Consider the following 24,784-nt stretch of genomic DNA (forward strand, 5'->3'; position numbering starts at 1 on the left):
GGACTTATGAGCAAGCAGAAAATTCAAAAGGTATATCCTTTAACACCAATGCAAGAGGGCATGCTGTATCATGCCATGCTAGACCCTGATTCCTCCTCTTATTTCACACAGCTTGAGCTTGGAATAAGCGGAGATTTTGATCTCGATCTTTTTGAAAAGAGCCTCAATGAACTCGTACGGACATATGACATTCTGCGTACAGCCTTTGTCTATCAGCAATTACAAAAGCCTCGTCAGGTTGTACTGGCTGAACGTCATTTAGATGTGTATAGAGAGAATCTATCTCATCTGAATGATCAAGAGCAGAAAAAGGTATTGGATCAATATAAAAAGCAAGTGAGAAAGCAAGGATTTCACTTAACGAATGATCTGTTGTTGAAAGTCGCTGTTTTTCAATTAAATGAAACAAACTGGCACCTGATTTGGAGCAACCACCACATCATCATGGATGGTTGGTCCATGGGTGTTTTAATGAAAAAACTGTTTCATTACTATGAATCTTATCGGAACGGCCGAACCCCAGATCGCTCACAAGGTAAGCCTTATGCGGACTATATCCAGTGGCTTGGAAAGCAAAACAAACAAGAAGCGGAAGACTATTGGAAGGAGCGGCTGGATGGTGCTGTTCAGCACCAAGGGCTGCTGCAGCAAAAAGAGGCGAACGGACAATATGACCATCAGGAATGGACGTTTACATGGGATGCACAAACGGTACAAGCCATTCAAGATGCGGCAAGACAATGCCAAGTGACAGCACCGAACCTTTTTCAGGCTGTCTGGTCCGTTCTTTTAAGCACCTATCATGCAGCAGATGATGTCACATTCGGAACAGTCGTATCGGGCAGACCTCCAAGTGTGTCTGGAATTGAGCAAATGGCAGGGCTGTTTATCAATACGATACCTGTTCGGGTGACATTGGATCAGGAACAGACCTTCAAACAGCTGTTTCAAAAGGTTCAGCAGCATGCTCTGGAAGCGGAAAACTATGATTTTATGCCGCTTTATGACATTCAGCAGAAAACAGCTACTGGAGGAAAACTCTTTGATCATTTGGTTGGATTTGAAAACTATCCTTTAGATCAGGAGCTGTCTGGTGACACCATGTCTGCACGTCTCGGTTTTGCCATTGATGTAAAGGACGGATTTGAACAAACGAATTTCGATCTGAATCTTCTTGTCTATCCGGGTGAAACGTGGACATTGAAATTCAAATATAATGCGATGGCTTTTGAAGAAAAGGTCATTGAAAACATATCAAAACATCTGACCAATCTCATAAAGCAAATCACTCAAAATCCTGACATGTATCTTCATGAAGTGACATGTATCACAGAAGAAGAAAAGCAGCAGATTGCAGCGTGGAATCAGACGGAGAGAGATTATCCGAAGCACCTGTCCATTCCCGAGCTGCTCAATGAACGTATCAAAGCGCAGCCAAACCACCTGGCATTAGTCGAAGGCGAGCGAACATTCACATACGAAGAGCTTGGACAAGAAATCCGTCGTTTAGCCAGCATCCTTGTAGAAAACGGCGTTCAACCGGGGGATGCAGTCGCGGTGTATATGAACCGATCAGCGGATGCGGTGATCGCCATTTTAGCCATTTTACACGCAGGGGCTGCCTATGTGCCGATTGATCCAGCTCAGCCTGAGGAGAGAATCCGTTGGATGCTTGAAGACAGCGGCGTAGCCATTTTGCTCTATGCTGACAGCCAGCCGCCGGTTGATGAAAGCATCAAAGCAATACATGTGACCGGCATGACTCATCACTCACAAGCGGAGTTATCAGTCGAGACGTCTCCATCTCAATTGGCATATATCATGTTCACATCGGGATCAACTGGACGGCCCAAAGGAGTGCAAATTGAGCATCAGCATATTGTGAGGTTAGCATGCTCTCAGGAAAAAATAGGGTTGAACACGTCGGATCGTATGGCGCATACAGGAGCTGTCAGCTTTGATGCGATTACCCTTGAAATCTTCACTACGCTTCTGAATGGGGCGACGCTTTATCCTGTTGACCGTGATACTTTATTGGATATACACCGATTCGAACAATTTATCCAAACACATCAAATCACGGCGCTCTTTTTAACGACTGGTTTATTTAATCAGCTCGCTCAGCAGCGGCCGCAAATGTTCAAAGGGTTAAAAACATTATTCACCGGCGGTGATGTGATCAATGAGAAAAGTGCGGAGCTTGTGAAAAAGCATCATCCATCACTTACCTTGCTGAATGTCTATGGCCCAACAGAAAATACAGCCATCTCGACCATTTACGAAGTAAGAGGAGATGAAACGGGTCCGATCCCAATTGGTCAGCCGATCAATCATACGTCAGCTTATATTTTAGATGATTATCAAAGACTTCAGCCAATTGGAGCGCCAGGAGAGCTGTATGTAGGCGGGGATGGTGTTTCAAGAGGGTACATCAAACGTCCAGATTTGACTGATCAAGTATTCATGGCAGATCCTTTTAAGCCGTCAGGACGGATGTATCGAACAGGTGACTTGGCTAGATATGGTGCGGATGGTCAGATCGAATTCCTTGGCCGTGCAGATGATCAGGTGAAAATTCGAGGCTTCCGTATTGAGCTTGGTGAAATTGAAACGGTGCTTCGCCAAGAAACGGGTATCGATGATGCGGTTGTACTTGTTCAGCAGCTTTCTTCAGAAGAAAAAGAAATCATCGCCTACTTCACAGGGAGACTCACAGAAGAAGAGGTGCGAGATGTATTCAATCAAAAGCTGCCAGCTTATATGGTGCCTCACTATGTGATGAAGCTGGATACCTTTGCGCTGACAACGAACGGGAAAGTAGATCGAAAAGCTTTACCAAAGCCGGACGAAGTGCATCGCGAAGAGATCAAAATCATTCCGCCTGAGACCGAGACAGAAAAAGCACTCGCTGACATTTGGGAGGAGCTTCTTGGGAAAACGATTGGGATAGACGAGCATTTCTTCATGGCTGGCGGGCACTCGCTCAAGGCGATGATGATGTCTGCGAAGGTTCAAGAAGTGCTACAAAAGGAAGTGCCGATTCAAGTGATTTTTGAGAAGCCGACGATTCGCTCATTAGCGGCTTACATCGATCAGGATGGTCAAGAAGATGCTGGGCATCCTATTTTACCAGCAGAGCAGGCGGGCGAATATCCGGTATCACCAGCTCAGCGCCGTTTATACATTTTGCAGACACTTGAACCTGACAGCACGAATTATCATATTCCGATCGTCTTAACGCTTGAAGGAACACTCGAATATGAGCGGCTCAAATCAGCATTTAATCAGTTAATCCAAACGCATGAAATCTTAAGAACGAGTTTTCATATGAATGGAGAAGACATTGTCCAAAGGGTGCATGAATGGTCTGCATTTGACCTTCCTGTTCATGACATCAAGGAAGAAGAGGCTGAGGCATTTCTTGCTGAACGTCAATCGCCATTTGATTTAACAGCGGCACCCCTTCTACGAGCTCAGCTGCTAAAGGTCAGTGAGAATCGTCATCTTCTCGTTTTGGAAGCACATCATCTCATTACAGATGGCAGCTCCATGAAGACGTTCATTCAAGATTTGGCGAAGGCTTATGATGGAGAAGCTCTTGCTGAAAGAGCCATTCATTATAAAGATTACGCTGTCTGGCAGCTAAGTGAAGAAGAAACGGAGAAACTGAAGGAGCATGAAGCATATTGGCTGAAGCAATTTGAAGGAGATTTACCGGTTTTAGAGCTGCCAACTGATTATCCGCGTCCAGCAGAACGTGATTTTTCTGGAGAACGATTCATGTTTGGCTGTGATCAAGCAACGACTCAGCGCATTTATGAACTGCTTCAGAAAACCGATACGACCATGTATATGTTCTTGTTATCCGCCTTTCAAGTGCTGCTTGCCTCCTATAGCGGTCAGGAAGATATCATTGTGGGTTCGCCTGTTGCTGGACGGACACACCCTGATATCCAGGACATGCCGGGGATGTTTATTAACACCATTGCATTGCGCGGAAAACCAGAACAAACCAAAACATTTTTGCAGCTGCTTGAAGAAATAAAAGAAACAAGTGTTGACGCTTTTGCACATCAAAGTTATCCACTCGAAGAGTTAATTGCACATCTTCCGTTAGACCGTGATACAACTCGGAGCCCGCTTTTTAGCGTGTCATTTAACATGCAGAACATGGAGGTTCCAGCGTTAAAGCTCGGCGATCTGAACATTTCGCCTTATGCCATTCAGCATCACTCGGTCAAATTTGATTTATCTTTAGAAGCATTTGAACGCGAGGGAGCATTAAAACTGAGCTTTGACTATGCAGCGGCGTTATTTAAAGAAGAGACCGTCCGCCGGTTCGGAACTCACCTCCTAGCGATTATTCGTGAGGCGGTTCGTCATCCAGAGGAACAGATCGGCTTGCTCCGTATACTGGATCAGCATGAACAAATAGAGCGTCTGGAGAAAAAAGCCGAAGGGCCAACGAATCGTCATGAGCCATTCCATGTCCAATTTTCACGTCAGGCTAAGGAAACACCGGATGCTATTGCCGTCAGGGATGATCAAAGAAAACTCACCTACCGCGAGCTGGAAGACATGTCACAAGCACTTAGCTGTGAACTTAAGAAACGAGGCGTAGAGAAAGAAAAAACTGTGGCACTGATTCTTGACCGCTCTGTCTATGTGATCGTCTCCATGCTTGGTGTGATGAAAGCAGGAGGAGCGTTTGTCCCGATTGATCCGGCTTTTCCGGCTGAACGAATCCGCTACACTTTAGAGGATTCAGATGCACAAGTCATCGTGACAAATGAGTCTCTTGCTGATTCCTATCAAAATCGCAAGTCGATTCAAGTGGTTCAGGTTGAACAAGCAGTGCATCAAAGCCATCCGTTAGAATTGCCGGAAGTATCAGTTGATCAGCTTGCTTATGTGATTTACACATCTGGGACAACAGGGAAGCCGAAGGGAGTACAGCTCACGCATCGTAATCTATCACACTATGTCAACTGGCTGACAAATGAGGTGACATTGCAAGAATGTGATCGGACAGCACTGCTTTCTTCTTATGCATATGATCTTGGTTACACAAGCATTTTCCCTGTTTTAAAAGCAGGGGGGACACTTTATGTTGCTCGTGAAGAGGTGTATACAGACCCTGTACGTCTGATGCGTTTGATTGATGAACAAGAACTGACTTATATCAAAATGACACCATCCTTATTTCATATGATGGCAGATTCTAAGGAACATTCATTTAACGCTTTACGCCTAGTGGTACTTGGAGGAGAACCGATCATTCCTGAGGATGTTGAAACATTTATGAAGCAGCATCCATGCGTGGCAGTAATGAACCATTACGGTCCGACTGAGACAACCATTGGTACAGTGACCAAGCTGATCACACCGCAAGAGCTGGACGCTCTGAAGGAACGATCTTTGATCGGGCAGCCAATTGCACACACTAGAGCACTCGTATGCAATCAGCAGCAGCGTCTTGTCCCTTATGGCGCGCCGGGAGAGCTTTATATATCTGGGGAAGGCGTGTCGAGAGGATATTTGAATCAGCCTGAGTTAACAGCGGAACGTTTTCTTGAAAATCCATATGACCCTCAAGAGAGAATGTATCGAACAGGGGATTTGGTCAGACAGCATGCAAATGGAGATATTGAGTTTCTTGGAAGAGTCGATGATCAAGTGAAAATCCGCGGCTATCGCATTGAGAAACAGGAAATTGAGCATGCCGCACGTGCTCTGGCATCTATTCAAGAAGTCCATGTGAAAGTTCTGCACCCGTCCGGTTTGCCGGAGCTTGCACTCTATTACACAGCGCCTGAACACATTGGAACATTGACGTTTAGAGAAAATCTTGCGGAGACACTGCCGGATTATATGATTCCAACGTACTTTGTGAAAGTCGATCACATTCCACTTACCCAAAACGGAAAGGTGGATGCGAAGTCTTTGCCGCTCCCGCATGAAGTGCATATGAACCGTACGGCGCATGTGGCACCAGAAACGGAACTTGAGCGGACGCTGTGTGACATTTGGTCAGAAGTTCTAGGGGTGGAACAAATGGGTGTTCTTGACCACTTCTTTGAATTAGGAGGTCATTCCCTCAAGGGCATGGTGCTCATTTCGAAGGTGCAAGCAAAGCTGAACAAGCATGTGCCGCTCAAAGTCCTTTTTGAAAAACCAACCATACGAGCAATGGCTGCTTACTTGAACGAAACGAATTCTTCGGTGGTGACATCCATTCAGCCGGCGGAAAAGCAAGATTTCTATCCCGTCTCTTCTGCTCAAAAGCGGATGTATGTACTGCAGCAGCTGCATCCAGAAGCAGTCACTTATCATATGCCAGCCGTTTTAATGATGGAAGGCAGCCTTGATGTGAAGCAGCTAGAAGCAGCGCTTCAAGCCTTGATCGACAGACATGAATCGTTGCGGACCGCCTTTGTAGAAATTGACGGCGTACCAGTTCAAAAAGTCTATCGCCAAGTGCCGTTTACAATAGAGGTTGATGAAATAGAGGGCGATCAGGAGCAGTCTGTCATCGAGTCATTCATTACACCATTCTCACTACATCAAGCACCATTAATGAGGGCAAAAGTGGCGAAGCTTTCTGATGAGAAATATGTATTCATGATGGATATGCACCATATCATTGCAGATGGTGTCACACGCAGCCTGCTCATTCAAGAACTGGCAGAGCTGTATGAGAAAAAGACGTTACCGTCAGTTCAGCTGCATTACAAAGATTTTGCGGTATGGCAGCAGGAAGAAAATCAGCCGGTGCTGCTTGAGAAACAGCGGCAGTATTGGCTGGAGCAATATGCACAGCCGCCAGAAGACTTAGCGCTGCCCCTTGATTTTCCGCGTCCTCAAGTTCAGTCATTTGAAGGAGGGCGAGTCGATAGATGGTTGTCTGCTGAAAAGATGCAATCTATCAAAACGCTCATGGCGGAAAAAGGTGTGAGCTTGAACATGGTGATGCAAACGGCATTTGCCATTTTCCTTTCCAAATTAACTGGGCAGACAGATATCGTCATAGGCGCTGTAACCGCAGGACGTACGCATGCTTCAATCGAACGGGTTCCAGGCATGTTTGTCAATACGCTGGCTCTTCGAAACGAAGTGCAGCCAGAAGAAACGACAGCACAGCTGCTTGAAAAAATGAAAGATCGCAGCCTATCAGCCTATGAACATCAAGAATTCCCGTTTGAGGAATTGGTGGCTCAGTTAGATCTTCCGAAAGACACAAGCCGCAATCCATTGTTTAGTGTCATGCTGACTACAGATGACCGTGACCTGACGTTACCGGATTTGAATGGACTCAAGCTGTCACAAAAGCAGCAAGATACCGTTCATGCAAAATTTGATATAACGCTTGGTGTATTTGAAGAAAATGATCAAGTGGGCTTGCGCTTTGAGTATGCAGCGGCTCTGTTTAAAAAGTGCACCATTCAGCGCTGGAGCCGATATATTGAAAAAATCATAGACGATATGGTGACTAAGCTGAATCAGCCGATTTCAGCGCTATCTCTCATAACTGAAGAGGAAAAACGAGAGCTGATCAATGAATGGTCAGGACCAGACCTTGATGTTCCATCAGATCAAACCGTTCATGCCCTGATTGAGGCGAAGGCACAAGGAGCACCGCATCAAAAAGCAGCGACATTCTGCGAAACGAGCTGGACGTATAAAGAGTTGAACAGCCGGGCGAATGTAGTCGCTTCAAGGCTCATCGCCAGCGGCACAAAACCAGGAGACCGCGTCGGCATTCTCACCCGCCCATCTCTTGACATGACAGCCGCTGTCCTTGGTGTCCTCAAGGCAGGTGCGGCATTCGTTCCAATTGATGCGGATTATCCAGCGCAGCGTATCGCGTACATGCTGGAAGACTGCGGGGCAGAGGTACTTCTGATGCAGAAAGGACTCACTGCGCCAAATTCTTTCACAGGACATGTGCTGTTCATAGAAGATGCGGTAGAAGGAGAAGCTCACGAGATTCAGGTTCATGTGAAGCCGACAGATCTCGCTTATATGATTTACACGTCTGGGACAACGGGACAGCCGAAGGGTGTCATGGTCGAGCACCAGTCTCTTGTGAATCTTGCGTTCTGGCACAATGATGCGTTCCAAGTGACGCACGAAGATCGAACTGCGAAATATGCCGGCTTTGGCTTTGATGCCTCCATTTGGGAGATGTTCCCGACGTGGATCGCCGGCGCAGAGCTGCACATTATCGACGAAGCAATTCGCCTCGATATGATCAAGCTCAATGCGTATTTCAATGAAGAAGGCATCACCATCGCCTTCCTGCCAACGCAGTTATGTGAGCAGTTTATGTCAATGGACAACCATTCTCTGCGCTATTTACTAACAGGTGGAGACAAGCTGAAACAGGTGAAGCCAGTTCCATATCAACTCGTCAATAACTACGGTCCAACTGAAAATACGGTTGTAGCGACAAGTGGAGTCATCGATCCAGAACAAAGCACGATTCCCATTGGAACAGCCATTGCCAATACTCGTTTTTACATTATGGGTTCGTTATATGACCTATCGCCGCCAGGCGTACCGGGCGAGCTCGTGATTGCAGGAAAAGGACTGGCAAGAGGCTACTGGAATCTTCCAGAGGAAACAGACAAACGATTTGTCCCAGATCCATTTTATCCAGGCGAGCGCATGTACCGCACAGGCGATTTAGTGAAATGGACAGAGGGTGGCGAGCTGATTTACCTCGGCAGAATAGACCATCAGGTCAATATCCGCGGCTTCCGTATTGAGCTGTCAGAAATTGAAGCCCAGCTCCTGACACTGGATTCGGTCAAAGAAGCCGTCGTGACAACGGTCAAAGATGCAAGTGATCAAGACGCCCTTGCCGCTTACGTGATCACGGAGAACGATACAGATACAGAGGACTTAAAAGAAAGCCTAAAACGCACACTGCCTGAATATATGGTGCCTTCATGGATCATCAAGCTAGACCAATTTCCAATGACGGCAAATGGAAAGGTCGATCTGAAAGCATTGCCAGCTCCTGATATCGAAGCGAACCAAACGGTATACGAAGCACCAAGAGACGAAGTGGAAACACTGCTTTGCGGGATTTGGGAAGATGTCCTTGGCGTCAGCCAAGTCGGCATTCACGATCACTTCTTTTTCCTTGGCGGAGATTCGATTAAAGGTATCCAAATGGCAAGCAGACTCACGCAAGCAGGCTGGAAGCTCGATATGAAACTTCTGTTCCAGTACCCGACGATTGCAGAGCTTCGTCCATATATCGAGGAAGCCGATCTTCTCACAGCCGACCAATCATCTGTCGAAGGAGAAGTCATTTTAACACCGATTCAGCGCTGGTTCTTTGAACGAGCATTCAGCGATCAGCACCATTGGAATCTCTCGATGATGCTTCATGCGCCAAATGGATTTGACCTTTCCATTACAGAACAAGTCATGCAAAAACTACTTTCACATCATGATGCACTGCGTATGGTATACAAGCAGGAACATAGCGGCATCCTGCAATACAACCAGCGGGAGCTACCGGAACCGATAGCGATTATTTCTCATGATGTCTCAAAAGAGCACGATGTGAAAAAGGCAATTTCCACATCTGCCAATGAGTATCAGCGTCAGCTGAACCTAGAAACAGGTCCATTGATGAAAGTGATTTGTTTTCATGCAGAAGATGGCGATCATTTACTCATCGTGACACACCATTTAGTCATTGACGGTGTCTCATGCCGGGTTTTACTAGAGGACTTTATGTCTCTATATCAGCAGGCATCTAAGGGACAAGCCCTTGTCCTGCCGCTGAAAACTCATTCCTTTAAAGAATGGGCAGAGGCCATTGAACGTTATGCACAGTCACAGCCATTAAAAAGTCAGCAGGAGTATTGGTCAGAAATTGAAAGCAAACCATTAACCGCATTACCTGTTGATCATGAAGTGACGAAAAGAAGAGTTGCCGAAACCAAATCGGTTCAAATGCAGCTGACAGAAACAGAAACTGAGCATCTTTTGACCGATATTCATCTGCCGTACACAACGGAAATGAACGATATTCTTTTATGTGCTCTCGGCCTTGCTGTTCAAGAGTGGACAGGTGAGTCCCATGTACATGTGCAGCTTGAAGGTCATGGAAGAGAGGATATTTTATCAGGGCTCGATGTCTCTCGCACAATTGGCTGGTTTACGAGTATGTATCCAGTTGTTCTTGAAGCGAAGCCGGATCAGACCATAGCTGAAGCTATTAAAGGAACGAAAGAAATGCTGCGCCGTGTGCCAAATAAAGGGATTGGCTACGGGATTTTAAAATACATGACAGCCACTGAACCGTCAGGACACCACGTACATCCTGAAATCAGCTTGAACTATCTTGGACAGATTGATCAGGAAGTGACGACAGAACTCTTTGGGCCATCGAATTATGATATGGGACGACAAGCAAGCCCTGATTCGGAAGCTGTTTATAAGCTGAACCTTAGTGGTCTTGTTCAACACAATCGATTCATTTTGTCTTGCTCCTATTGTGCAAGTGAATATGAAGAACAGACGATACAGCAGTTCATGGCATTGTTGAAGGAAAAAATCCAATCCATCATCACCCATTGCTTAGCGCAGCACGAACGGGAATTTACGCCAAGTGACTTCTCTGCGGCTGACCTTGAAATGGATGAAATGGACGACATTTTTGACATGCTTGAGGAGAAATTGACTTAACAACACACGAGATCAGTCATAAAAATAGGATGGGAGGATGAAATAGATGAGTCAATTTAAAAGGGATCAAGTTCAAGACATGTATTATCTGTCACCGATGCAAGAAGGAATGCTGTTTCATACCCTCCATCATCAAGAAAAGGGCTTCTATGTAGAGCAAATGGATATGAACGTTAAGGGCACACTGCGTCATGACCTACTTGAGAAAAGCATGAATATCATCGTGGAGCGGTACGATATTTTTCGTACCGTGTTTCTCCACGAAAAAGTAAAGCGCCCTGTCCAAGTTGTGCTAAAGGAGCGTCCTTTTACACTTGATGTTGTGGACTTGCAAGATCTTTCTGAAGACGAACAGCTTGAACGTATCGAGAAATTCAAACAACAGGATCAGCTGAGAGGATTTGACCTCTCGAAGGATTCTCTCATGCGGGCATCTGTTTTCCAAACGGGTTCTGCCAGCTATCGCTGGATATGGAGCTATCATCATATCCTTCTGGATGGCTGGTGCTTTGGACTTGTGGTGCAGGAGTTGTTTGCCATTTACCATGCACTTTTACATGACGTTCCTTATAAGCTAGAACCGGTCAAACCATATAAAGAATATATAAAGTGGCTGGAAAAACAAGATAAACCAGCATCACTTCAATATTGGCAGCAATCATTAGCAGGGTTTGATGGACAATCTACCTTTAAAGAACAGCGAAAACAAACGAATGAACATGAATTAGGCGAAATTGAATGGTCCATGAGCAAAGAAGAAACGGCTGCTTTGTCAGAGTTAGCGCTGCAGCAAAATGCGACGTTAAGCAGTGCGCTTCAATCCGTTTGGTCAGTTCTGCTGAGCAGGTATCAGCGGTCAAATGATGTGCTGTTTGGAACAGTTGTGTCAGGACGTCCGGCAGACTTGGCTGGCGTTGACAGGATGGTTGGATTGTTCATCAATGTCATCCCAAGAAGAATTCAGCTGACAGATCACATGACATTTCGTGCACTCCTGTCAGAAACACAGCAGCAGTCTCTTGCAGCCGAGCCGCACCAATATATTCCGATTTATGATATTCAGGCAAAGACAGGTCAGCAGCAGCTCATTGATCATATTGTCGTGTTTGAAAATGTCCCAGCTGCAAAGAAGGACGAGCAAGAGGCACGGTTAGGGTTCACGGTGGAGAACATGAATGTCTATGAAAAATCAAACTATGATCTCAATCTGCTCGCATCGCCTGGAGAAGAATTACTATTGAAGCTGGCCTTTAACAAAAGAGCGTTTGATCCTCAATTTGTTCACAAGTTAAAGGAACAGCTCAGTCTATTGTTAAATGAGGCGGTCAAGCATCCCGATCAATCGGTTCATACACTCCCACTCGTCACGAAACAGGAAAAACAGCTGATTCTTGAGGAATGGAATGCACCTGAGCTTGAGCATGACCAATTATATTTGTCGAAATGGTTTGAGCATAATGTCGGCAAACATCCAAATGCAGTGGCACTATCAGCAGAAGAGCAAACGATGACATATGCCGAGCTGAATGAACAGGCCAATCGATTAGCAAGGCATTTGCAAAAAAATGGGACTGAACATCAAACGGTCATCGCCATTTTAGCCGATCGAACACCTGAACTCATTGTCAGTCTGCTTGCTGTCTTAAAAGCAGGTGCAGCCTATGTGCCAATTGATCCTGATTATCCAGAAAGCCGCATTCAATACATGCTTAAAGACAGCGGAGCGACGCATCTTCTGACTCACTCATCCTTTATTGGTCAGGCGAAGGGACTCGGGTTTACTGGTACGTATCTGTTTGCAGATGATCAGGAAATTTCACTTATGAGCTCAGAGAATCTGCCGCTGGAAGCAGGTTTACACGATACGGCATATATCATGTATACATCAGGCACAACGGGTCAGCCAAAAGGCATCATGACAACCCATTCCAATATTGCCCGGGTGGTCAAAAATACGAACTACTTAACCATTTCAGAAACAGATACACTGCTGTCGCTATCCAACAGCGTATTTGATGGCTTTACCTTTGATGTATATGGTGCGCTTTTAAATGGTGCGAAGCTTGTCCTGCCGAAAAAAGACACCATTTTAGATATGCACGAGCTGACGAAGCTCATTAAAAGAGAAAGCATTTCTGTCATGTTTGTTCCAACTGCTTTATTTCATCTTCTCGTTGATGAAGAAACCGATTGGATGCGCAGTGTGCGCAAGGTGTTGTTCGGAGGGGAGCGTGCATCTGTACAGCATGTGAGAAAAGCCTTTGCTGTCATGGGAAAAGGCAGACTAATCAATGTCTACGGCCCAACCGAATCAACCGTTTTTGCCACCTATTATCCTGTGGATGAAGCTCCGCCGATAGAAGCGCATTCTATTCCAATCGGAAAGCCGATTAACCAAACGGGTGCTTATATATTGAGCCAGCAAGGACAGCTTCAGCCGATTGGAATGGTCGGAGAACTTTGTCTCAGCGGCAAAGGGCTTGCGAAGGGGTATTTGAATCGTCCTGATCTGACAAAAGAAGCCTTTATCACACATCCATTTGCTACGGGAGAAAGGCTGTATCGTACGGGAGATTTGGCTTATTTTCGAGCAGATGGTCTGATTGAGTATGCAGGCAGAGTGGACGATCAGGTGAAAATTCGCGGCCACCGAATTGAGCTGACAGAAATTGAAGCCCACCTTTTCATGCATCCAGGCGTAAAGCAAGCTGCCCTTATAACGGATCAGCATGGCTCGCAGCATACAAGACTGCTCGCCTATATGACATGTGAGGAGGATTGGAAGGACAAAGTTGATGTGATCAAGTCAGGGCTGAAGGAGAAACTTCCGGCTTACATGCAGCCTCATGAGCTGATCAGACTTGAGAAAATGCCGCTGACACCAAATGGAAAAGTTGATAAACGTCAGCTGCCAAAGCCAGAAGCGCCTCAAGGAAACCGCCATGTGAAGCTTCCGGCAAATGAGGTAGAACAAAAGCTGCTTGTCATGTGGCGTGAAGTGCTTGAACGAGATGATATCAGTACAGATGACCATTTCTTTGAGCTTGGAGGACATTCTTTAAAAGCGATGTCGCTTTTATCAAAGGTGTCGAAAGAATTCGATGTTCAGGTGCCTATTCACTTGTTGTTTGAGACACCTACAATTGAAGCCATCAGCCGTTATATTCAACAGCAGGATCATGAAGCTGCCGGCTATCTTGTATTCAATGAGTCTCAAACGCCAACAGTCTTTGCTCTTCCGCCATTACCGGGCTATGGCTTTATCTATCAGGAAGCCGCCAAAACGCTCGATAGTCTTCGTTTAATCGCCTTTGATTTTATTGAAGATGATCACCGCATGACGCAATACGTTCAGCATATTCAGCACCTTCAGCCTGAAGGGCCGCTGACTTTGATGGGCTACTCTGGCGGGTGCTATCTGGCCTTTGATCTCGTTCAATCGCTTGAACAAGCAGGACGGACGGTGGAAAAGGTCATCATGATCGATTCCTATAAGAAAATTGGAGAAAGTGATTTAGAAGGACGATCCATCGAGGACGATATCGAAGCGATTGTTCATCAATCAAAGCAAAGTGAACTTGCCCAAGAAGAGCTCGTTCAAGAAGCGCTTGCTCAAAAAACGCGGGCTTATTATGAAACATTTGTTAAGGGGGTGAATCAAGGAAAGATACAAGCAGATATTGATTTCATCCAATCAGAAGAGCAAATTGAGATTCCAGACTGGATGGATCATTGGGAAAAGGCGACGACCGGTGCTTATCGCTATTATCAAGGCTACGGTCAACACGCTGACATGTTCAAAAACAAAGAATGTGCAGCCCAAAATGCCCAGCTGATCCAAAAGATCGTTAATCAAAAAAATAGAGAAGCCGTTTTGTAAACTTTAGTTCAGGCAGGGGTGCATATTGGCATCCTTGCCTGTCAAAAAAGGAAAGGAACTCATATGAAACCATCAATTATAAATAAATCAAATGTACATGAATCAATGGATACGATTTTACAAGATGTACAGAGAACGATTTTACAAACCAACGAAATCGAACGCTTCGCTGTTTTTTCTCATGAAAAAACCATTCGACCGCGGCCATATCACCTCTCTCATTTATTTCTCGACAATCACATGGAGCAGGAGGCCGCAGCTGAATCGATACAGATGCAAATGGCTTCCCCTGCTTTAGCGGACATGCCGCCCGCCCTTTCCTATGGAGGGGATCTAGATGTTAAGGCAGGAGCCCAAACCTTGCAGGACGCCTTAACAGAGGCGGCAAAAACGAAAAATGGGCTTACTTATATCGTCAATAGTGAAAATGAACTCACACAATCCTACGCGCAGTTAAAGGAGGATGCCGAGCGGGTTCTGACAGGTTTGAGGGCGTTAGGACTTGAACCGGGTGATCCTGTATTCTTTCAGTTTTCATCCAATCATGCGATGGTAACAGCCTTTTGGGCGTGTGTGTTAGGCGGATTTGTTCCAACACTAGTGTCCGCTGCACCGACCTATCGGGAAATGAATGCCTCTGTGAAGAAGCTTCATCATGCGTGGAACCTGCTGGAGCATCCGCTCATTTTAACAGATGACTCGCTGATTGATGAGGTGCAAGGATTAGCTTTATTGTGGCATACAGATAAGTTAAGTGTCGCAGCCGTTGAGCCGATGCTTTCTTTAGAAAGAGATAGAGAAGCTTATCCAGCGTCACCGGATGATTCAGTCTTTTTTATCTTAACGTCTGGAAGTACAGGGATGCCCAAATGCGTAGAGCATTCTCATCGAAGCGTGCTGGCGAATGTCAAAGGAACAGTGGCAGCCAATGGGTTTACACAAGAGGATGTGTCGTTAGACTGGATGCCCTTAGATCATATTGGCGGTATTGTGATGTTTCACCTTGTCAATGTGTACACGGGCTGTGAGCAGGTTCGGGCAAGAACAGATGATTTTATCGCTCAGCCGCTGCGCTGGCTTGACTGGATGGACCGCTACCGTGCAACGAAGACATGGGCGCCTAACTTCGCATTTGCGATGATCAATGATTATGAGAAAGACATCTCGTCAGGATCTTGGGATCTTTCTGCTATGACCTGTATGATCAATGGGGCAGAAGCGGTCGTACCGAAGACGATTCAACGATTTTTACACTTGCTGGCTCCGCACGGCTTAAAGGGAGACGTCATTAGACCGGCATTCGGCATGTCTGAAATCTCTTCAGCCGTTGTCTTCTCTTTTGCGATAGAGCGGGGAGATGAAAGCAGCGGGGTCCTAACCTTTGAGGAAACATCACTCACAGAGCAGCTAAGACCAGCGGAGGCACGGGAGACAGGAACCGTCAGCTTTACAGAGCTGGGAAGACCAATTCCGGGTATTACGATTCGTATCGTTAACCATCAGCATGAGCTTCTTCCAGAAGATCATATTGGCAGTGTGCAAATTAAAGGGCCAACGACAATGAAGGGCTATTACAAGAATGACGAAGCGAATCAAGAAGTTTTTCAAACAGACGGCTGGTTCCACACGGGGGATTTAGGTTTCCTGCACGAAGGAAGGCTGACATTAACCGGTAGAGAAAAAGACATGATCATCATCAACGGGAAAAATTATCACAACTATGAAATTGAAGTCATTGCAGAGGAAGTCCCCGGCGTCGAAACGAGCTTTGTAGCCGCTTGTTCCGCTCGGATGGAAGCATCTGCATCCGACGAGCTGATTCTCTTTTTTACACCGAAGCTGTATGAACCTTCTTATATCATGAGGGCAAGTCAAAATATTAAATCCCATATTGCAACAAAAATGGGTCTATCTGCATCGTGCGTGATCCCTGTCCAGAAGCATGCCTTTCCGAAAACAAGCTCTGGAAAAATAGAGAGGGCACAGCTCAAGAAGCGATGGCAGGAAGGCGAATTCGATGAAATCATCAAGGAGCTGGACATCAGACTTGAAAATGAACACACCTTGCCTGATTGGAGTTTACAAAAGAAGTGGATACCTGTTCCGCTCTATGAAGCTGAAAAACAAACATTAGGGAACACGGTGATCTTTGCAGATACTTTAGGACTGGCAGATCAATTGAGATCCCTTTCAAGCAATGAACAAACCTTTATTACGGTTGAACCGGGTCAAGCATTCACACAACTCACACATACACACTTCATCATCCACCCGAATCGGCCGTCTGACTACGAACAACTCTTTGAGACGCTCCGTTCGTATGGCGTTTCGGTGAAACAAATCATTCACCTTTGGAACTACACAACTCAAGAAGACACACTTCATGCAGCGTTGGCAAAAGAAGCGCAGAAAACTGGCAGCATGAGTGCATTATATGTAACAAAAGCGATCGCTGCCTATGAGGAGCCAGTAGAGATCACCTTTGTCTCTGCTCATGCGATGAATTTGCCGGAAGATCAAACACATGATGTGGAGAAAGCAACGACAGCAGGATTGATGACAGCTGTTCAGCATGAATGGCCGTTTATCAAGGTGAGGTGTCTTGATTTTTCTCTGGCAGAATCAGATACAGGTCGTTCTCATGCATCATCGATCATGACAGAACTTACACATGACACAAGCCATCATATCGCCGCTTATCGCGAAGGTGTTCGTTATACTCCTCTTTTAACGCCGCTTCATCTGGAAAAAGAACAAAGGAGGAAGAAGCCGCCATTTGAATCTTCCGGGATTTACGTGATAACAGGCGGGCTTGGCGGCATTGGACGGTTACTGAGTGAGCACCTGCTGACATCTTATCAAGCGCATCTTGTGCTGGTTGGAAGAAAGGCGAGAGAGGCTTTATCTATGGAGCAGCAAGACGTATTGATTTCACTTGAGAAACTAGCGGAAAAGCGCGGCGGTACAGTTCTTTATGAAAAGGTGGACATCACTGACGCAAAAGCCATTGAAGCGTTGATCTCAAAACAGGAGGCGGCTTTAGGCAAAAGGCTGCATGGCGTTATTCATTTCGCTGGCATCATTCAAGAAGAGCTGCTTCGTGACATGACGTCAGTGTCATTACATGCGATGTACGAAGCGAAGGTATATGGCACGATTGCGCTACATGAAGCAGCTTCTAAACGGCAGAATGTCTTATTCCTTTCTAGCTCGTCAGCTCGAACGTTAAAGGGCGGAATGACCGTTGGCGCTTATTGCGCGGCCAATGAGTTCGTTGAACAATTTGCTCATTATCAGAGGCTGACCTCTACAGTAAAGCCGTATTGCTTTAGCTTTAGTATGTGGGATGAGACCGGAATGAGTGAAGGCTCAATGATCAAGGGCATGCTAAAAGAAAGAGGCTATCTCCCGATTCCAAAACGGGCGGGCATTCAAACAATGCTGGCATGCTTGATGACAGATGCTCCTCTCATTTATATCGGGTTGGATCGGTCGAAGCAGGAAATTCAAGAAATGATACAGGAGGAGATACAAACAGAGCAGGCCGTATATGTCTTTTTCAAGACCGATCAAACAACGGCTATTGAAGAAAGGCTGTATCAGTCCATTTATACGTGTATACAGTCTCGTCTATCTGGGGAATGTTCCGTACATCTCTATCCTGAAGAATACTGGAAAGAAACAGAGGATGGGATGCCGGACGAAGTGCATTTCAATGAATTAATAGAGGAAAATGGACAGGGTTCAGAGGACAGAGCACCTCAAACTGAGACGGAAAAACTATTGGCACACATTTGGTCCGAACTGCTTGATGTTTCAAACATTAGCTGTGGTGATCACTTCTTTTTACTCGGAGGTCATTCGCTCAAGGCAACGCAAATGCTGTCAGCTGTTAGGCAGAAAACGGGATTTGACGTGCCGCTCGCCGTTCTTTTTGAGCATACGAGACTTGGAGAGTTAGCGGACTGGATTGATTTAAATGCCGAAGCCGATGAAGCGATTCCGATACAGAAAATAGAAAAGGGGCAGGAGCTTCCGATGTCCTATGCTCAGCAAAGACAGTGGTTTCTCTATCAATTACAGCCCGATCTAGCATTATACAATAATACGATTTCCTTTCGGATGAATGGACCTTTAGATGTAAAGGCGCTTCAGCACAGCCTGCAGCAAATGGTGCATAGGCATGAATCGCTCAGAACATCCTTTGCGATGAACGGCGATGAACCGGTACAGATCATACATGAGCATATGACTCTTCCAGCGCTTGAGGTGGTAGATGTATCAGACCTGGTATCACAGGAAGAAAAAGAACAAAAAGCGGCTGAATGGGCGAAAAGAGAAGCTGGCACACCATTCCGCTTAGAGCAAGATGCACTTTTTCGCGCGAAATTAATTCGGCTGTCAGAAACAGATCATTTGCTGCTGATGTCCATTCACCACATCGTGTCAGATGGCTGGTCGATTGGCATTGCCGCAAGGGAGCTATCCGAATGGTATACAGCGATGATTGAGGGGAGGGAGCCTGATCTCTCACCACTGCCGATTCAATATGCAGATTACGCACTATGGCAGAAGGAGTATTTGACGGGAGAAACACTTCAGAAGCAGCTTTCCTATTGGAAGGAGCAATTTGCGGTACCTGTGGAAGAGTTGATGCTGCCGTATGACTACACGCGTCCGGCCGTTCAATCCTATAGGGGAAAAACGAAAAAATCCCGCTTGTCGAAGCCGTTATCTGAACAGCTGGCGGTTCTTTCTAAGAAAACAGACAGTACCCTTTATATGACATTACTTTCGGCTTTCTCTACCTTGCTGCATCGATTGTCTTCACAGGATGAGTTTGTCATTGGATCCGTCATTGCCGGGAGAAATCGGACGGAGATGGAGCAGCTCATCGGCTTTTTCGTGAATACGCTGGCACTTCGAATCGATCATAGCGGGAATCCGGCTTTCACAGAGCTATTAGAGCGAGTGAAGGAAACAACAATGGGCGCCTATGCACATCAGGATGTGCCGTTTGAGATGGTCGTAGATGAACTGAATATTGTACGTGAGGCTGGGAAGCAGCCGCTGTTTCAGGTCATGTTCGTTCTGCAAAACCTGCCTCTTGAAGCTTCACCGATGGGTGAGGCGACATCCGTTTTAGCCATTGAAGATAATGATACGGCCAAGTTTGATCTATCCCTGTTTGTTTTTGAAGGAGCGGAAGGTCTTCAATTAAAACTAGAGTATGATGCAGACTTATTTTCTGACGACACGATGGAACGGTTCCTTCGTTACTACGAACAGCTGCTTGCATGTATTTGTGAAAATCCAGCCCAGCCGATCAGACAAATGAATTATCTGCCAGAGAAAGAGAAGCAGCAGCTGCTCTATGAATGGAGCGGCAAAACAGAACAACCAGCGGGCCCGCTTCTCATCACAGAACGGTTTGAAGCACAGGTGAAAAAGACACCTCATGCGATCGCCCTCGAATCTGGGGAAGACCAGTGGACGTATCAGGAGTTACAAGAGAAAGTCGATTGGCTTGCCGCTTATCTGCAGCAGCGAGGAGTGAAGCCGCATGAACCAGTAGGGCTGCTGATCGACAGGTCGCCTGAAATGATTTTTGGGGTGTTGGCGATTGTGAAAGCAGGCGGGGCCTATGTCCCAATTGATCCTGAATATCCAGATGCACGAATTGATTATATGCTGAGGGATACAGGTATTCAGCTGTTACTAACAAAAAATGAATGGCTGAAACAAGTCTCGATCAGTCAAACCGAGCTCATTTGTCTTGATCAGGGATATGAAGAGTTTTTATCAGAGGGAGAACTCAAACCTGCTGCCTTAAAACCTGATGGACTCGCTTATATCAATTACACATCAGGATCAACCGGTCAGCCAAAAGGGGTTTTGATTCCGCATCAAGCGGTCATCCGGCTTGTATGTGAAACAGATTATGTCACCCTTGATGAACATACGCGTATTTTACAAATCGCTAGCTTTTCCTTTGATGCCTTTACGTATGAAATATGGGGAGCCCTGCTCAACGGAGGAAGGCTGATACTGACCGATCGAAATACGATTTTATCAATGGATACGCTGGCTGACACGCTGACATCTTACAAGATCACAACAGGATTTCTGACAGTGCCGCTGTTTAACCGATTAACAGAGGAACATCCAGAAGCTTTATCTGGATTCGATGCCTTATTGGTCGGTGGTGATGCTTTGTCAGCTGCTCATATCCGTAAAGCGCTGCCGTATTTACCTGAAGGCCTTTTAAACGGCTATGGACCAACTGAGAATACGACGTTCTCCTGTGTGCATCACATTCGGGCAGTGGATGAGGGGCAGGCGGCGGTTCCTATCGGTCAGCCAATTGCGTATTCACAAGCTTATGTACTAGACGACCAGCTGCAGCCGGTTCCGCAAGGTGTCATTGGAGAGATCTATGTAGGCGGTACAGGGCTTGCACTCGGTTACCTTGGAGATGAAGAAAAAACATCACAATCATTTATCCCGCATCCTTTCCAAGAAGGAGCGCGTTTATATAAAACTGGCGATCTGGGCCGCTGGCTGCCAAACGGCATCATCGACTGCCTTGGAAGAATCGATCATCAAGTGAAAATTCGCGGACACCGCGTCGAATGCGGAGAAATTGAAGCCGCTATGCTGCGCTTTGAAGACATCATAGAATGTGCAGTCATTCCGCATCAGCATGAGAGTGGCCACAAGCGGTTAATCGGTTATTTTGTCCAAAAGGGCAGCGTGACCACGCAAGACATTCGCCATCAATTAAAAGAAATACTGCCAGATTATATGGTGCCAAGCCTATTAATAGAGCTGGAGGAACTCCCGCTCACGGCAAATGGCAAGGTAGACCAAAAACGTCTCCCGCCGCCAGAGTGGAGACAGGAAGAAGTGGACAAACCGGCTGACAGGGCACTCAGTGAGGAAGAACGTGTACTGGAAAAAGTGTGGACTCAGCTGCTCGGCGCTCCTTCGATTGGCGTACATGATAACTACTTTGAGCTTGGCGGAGATTCGATTATTGTCATACAAATGGTAGCGCGCTTAGCACAGGAAGGCTACGTCATTCAGCCGAGAGATGTATTTGAAAAACAGACGATTTCACAGCTGGCACTCGCTATGAAAAAGTCAGATGCTGCTGCGTTCTATGATCAGTCGCCTGTCACAGGAGCTGTTCGTCTGCTTCCGATCCAATCATGGTTCTTTGAGCAATCATTGACAAACCAAGATTACTGGAATTTATCTGCGCATATGGAATTCAAGCAATCCATACAGCTCAAGCAGCTGACACAGGTTCTCTCAAAAATTGTCGATCATCACGATATGCTGAGAGCGATTTATACACAAGCAGCAGATGGCTCGTGGATTCAAACCATTCGTGCGCCTGGCATCACCCCTTGTGTCACCTTCTTTGATTTAACGGGTGTTTCTCAGGAGGAAGCGCTGGAACAAATCCGCATGGAGACCGCCGCTTGTCAAGGAACGTTGTCATTAGAGCGAGGGGAGGTCATCAAAGCCGTTCTTTTTCACACAAGTGAAGGTACGTCTGAACTCTTTATCGCTGCCCATCATCTTGTGATGGATGGAATCTCATGGCGCATCATACAGGAAGACCTATTAAATGGACTGAAGCAGCTTGCGGCAGGGCAGGAAATCGCGCTTGCAAAGAAAACTGCGTCCTATCAGCAGTGGGCAGAAGCTCTTTATAAATATGCACAAACCGATCATTTACAAGAGCAGGTTCCTTTTTGGCAAAATATCATCAGTCAAGAGGAAGAGGGTTCTCCTTTTCAAACACCTGCGCTTTTCAATATAGAAGAACATGCAGAGATCCTGTCTATTCAATTGACGAAGGATCAAACAGATATTTTATTAAGACAGGCATCTCAAGCGTACCGAACAGAGGTAAACGATTTACTTTTATCAGGACTCACGCAAGCCGTTGGAAAGCCACTACTTATTACGTTAGAAGGGCACGGACGCGAGGATTTATTTGAACAAATGGATTTGTCACGAACAGTCGGATGGTTTACAAGCTCTTATCCTATTTTTATTCCTTTTATTCAAACCGATGTTGAGAGACAAATCAAAGATGTCAAAGAAACCTTAAGAGCTGTGCCGCAAAAGGGAATCGGCTATGGCTTGCTTCAATACATGACAGCAACTTGTTTACTCAAAAAGGCAGCGCCGCAGATGAGCTTTAATTACCTTGGACAGTTAGATCAAATAGACGAGACACACCTTTATATAGCTGATGAACGAAATGGACATGTACATGATCCAAAGGCAGAAAGACAGCATTTGATCGATGTGTACGGATATGTTGTGAACGGTCAGCTTCAGATGAATTTTATGATAAACCGTGAACTGCTTCAGTATGAAGAGGTGCGTCTGTTACCTGAACGGTTCAAAGAAAAAATGGAGGATATTCTGACGCATTGTGTAGAGACAAAAGGCGGTTTTACGCCATCTGATTTTCCAATGGTTCAGCTGACGCAAAAGCAAATCGATGATCTCCCAGACAATGTAGTAGATGTGTATCCACTATCTCCAATGCAGCAAGGGATGCTGTTTCATGCTCTATTAGATCAAGCGTCACAGGCGTATTTTGGTCAAGTGCATATGACGCTCGAAGGCTTAACGGACGGTGCAGCCTATGAAAAAGCATGGAATCTGCTTGTGGAGCGTCATTCAATTTTGCGGACAACATTTGCTTGGGAAAGGCTAAAGGAGCCTGTTCAGTTGATTCAATCAGAAGGAAGCATTCATCTCACTCAGCACGATGTGCGCCACCTGAGTGAAATGGATCAGAAGGAAGCCATCCAGAAATATTTGCAAACAGATCGTTTAAAGGATTTCAAACTAGAAGATACGGATGAACCGCTGATTCGTATTGCCTTATTCCATCGTGATGAAAACACATGCACGTTTGTTTTTAGCTTTCATCATATTTTAATCGATGGCTGGAGCTTGTTCAGCTTTATTGAAGAATCCTTTTCTTTGTACCGCTCTCTTGTGGATGAACGGGAGGTGGATCTTCCTGCTGTCCGTCCATATAAAGATTTTATCGAGTGGCTGCAAAAGCAGGATCAAGAGAAGGCGCTAGCGTTCTGGAAACATTATATGTCAGGAGTAGAGGAGACTACGCCGCTTCCAGGAGACGACGGGCATGCTTCGGATGAAGATGCAGGTGTTGATCAGCTAAGTATCAAACTAACGCCCGAGATGCAGGAGAAACTCGAAAAGATGACAGGAGAGCAGAAGGTGACAATGAGCACCCTGATTCAGACAGCATGGGGGCTGCTTTTGCATCTTCATTCAGGATCTGATGATGTCGTGTTCGGAGTGACAGTGTCAGGACGGCCGGCGGATTTACCACAGGTTGAAAGCATGACAGGGCTCTTTATTAACACATTGCCGCTCCGTTTGCCGATCACACCAGAGTGGACCATTTCCAAGCTGCTGGCACATACGCAGGAAACAGTTTTTCAAATGCGGGAATTCGAATATACCGTACTGCCAGATATTCAGCAGCTGACCCACATCCCGAATGGAGATTCATTGTTTAACAGCATTGTCGTGTTTGAAAACTATCCGATTGAATCTATCGAGCCATACGGAGTGCGCATTTTAGACATTGCGAGTCATGAAGAAACGAACTATGACCTGACCCTTGTGGCAGTTCCGGGAGATACGCTGGAGCTTCGGGTCACATATCGCCTCAATCAATATACAGAAAAGCAAATACAATCGTTGATGCAGCAGCTGATCCACACACTTGAAGCGATGACAGAACAAATGGAGACACCCCTCTCTTCCTTCACAATCGTGACGAATGAAGAAAAAGAGCGGATGATCACCGATTGGGCAAAAAACGCACAAGTCAGTGTGCTGTACCCAGATCAAGAAGAGGTCTATTCAGGTGTGCATGATCCTTCCTGTGAGACGGAAATATATGTCCTGAGCGAGGAGCATCAGCTCATGCCGATAGGATTCCCTGGAGATATTTTTATCGGCGCAAAGGATATCAAAGCACTTTGCGGGGAGCTTGCTGATTGGATGGAGACGCATAAAATTCCGCATCCATTCAAACATCAAACTGGCGAATACCTCTATCCGACAGGGGATGTCGGCGTTTGGACTGAAAAAAACAAGATTCAGATTTTGGATTGGATGTAGGAG

The 24,784-nt window shown here is 45.9% G+C and carries 3 protein-coding genes; all 3 read left to right on the forward strand.

The features are described from left to right. Positions 1-6: 6 nt before the first annotated feature. The 3 genes from QSJ46_RS06075 to QSJ46_RS06085 all read left to right on the forward strand — a co-directional run bounded on the left by QSJ46_RS06075 (position 7) and on the right by QSJ46_RS06085 (position 24,781). Positions 7-10,707: a non-ribosomal peptide synthetase gene (locus QSJ46_RS06075; RefSeq protein ID WP_285604453.1), complete on the forward strand. Its 10,701-nt coding sequence runs from the start codon at positions 7-9 to the stop codon at positions 10,705-10,707. A 46-nt stretch (positions 10,708-10,753) separates the two neighbouring features. Continuing rightward, the gene (locus tag QSJ46_RS06080) at positions 10,754-14,587 is read left to right on the forward strand and encodes a non-ribosomal peptide synthetase (protein ID WP_285604454.1); all 3,834 of its coding nucleotides are present in this window, start codon (positions 10,754-10,756) and stop codon (positions 14,585-14,587) included. A gap of 63 nt (positions 14,588-14,650) precedes the next feature. Beyond that, positions 14,651-24,781, forward strand: a complete 10,131-nt coding sequence (locus QSJ46_RS06085) for a non-ribosomal peptide synthetase (RefSeq protein WP_285604455.1) — start codon at positions 14,651-14,653, stop codon at positions 24,779-24,781. Positions 24,782-24,784 lie beyond the last annotated feature (3 nt).

It is taken from the genome of Bacillus sp. YKCMOAS1 (genome assembly GCF_030268125.1).
Classification (GTDB): Bacteria; Bacillota; Bacilli; order Bacillales; family Bacillaceae; genus Bacillus; species Bacillus safensis.

Coding starts and splice junctions, on each gene's coding strand:
- QSJ46_RS06080 (WP_285604454.1), top strand. CDS start 10,754: ATGAGTCAATTTAAAAGGGATCAAGTTCAAGACATGTATTATCTGTCA.
- QSJ46_RS06075 (WP_285604453.1), top strand. CDS start 7: ATGAGCAAGCAGAAAATTCAAAAGGTATATCCTTTAACACCAATGCAA.
- QSJ46_RS06085 (WP_285604455.1), top strand. CDS start 14,651: ATGAAACCATCAATTATAAATAAATCAAATGTACATGAATCAATGGAT.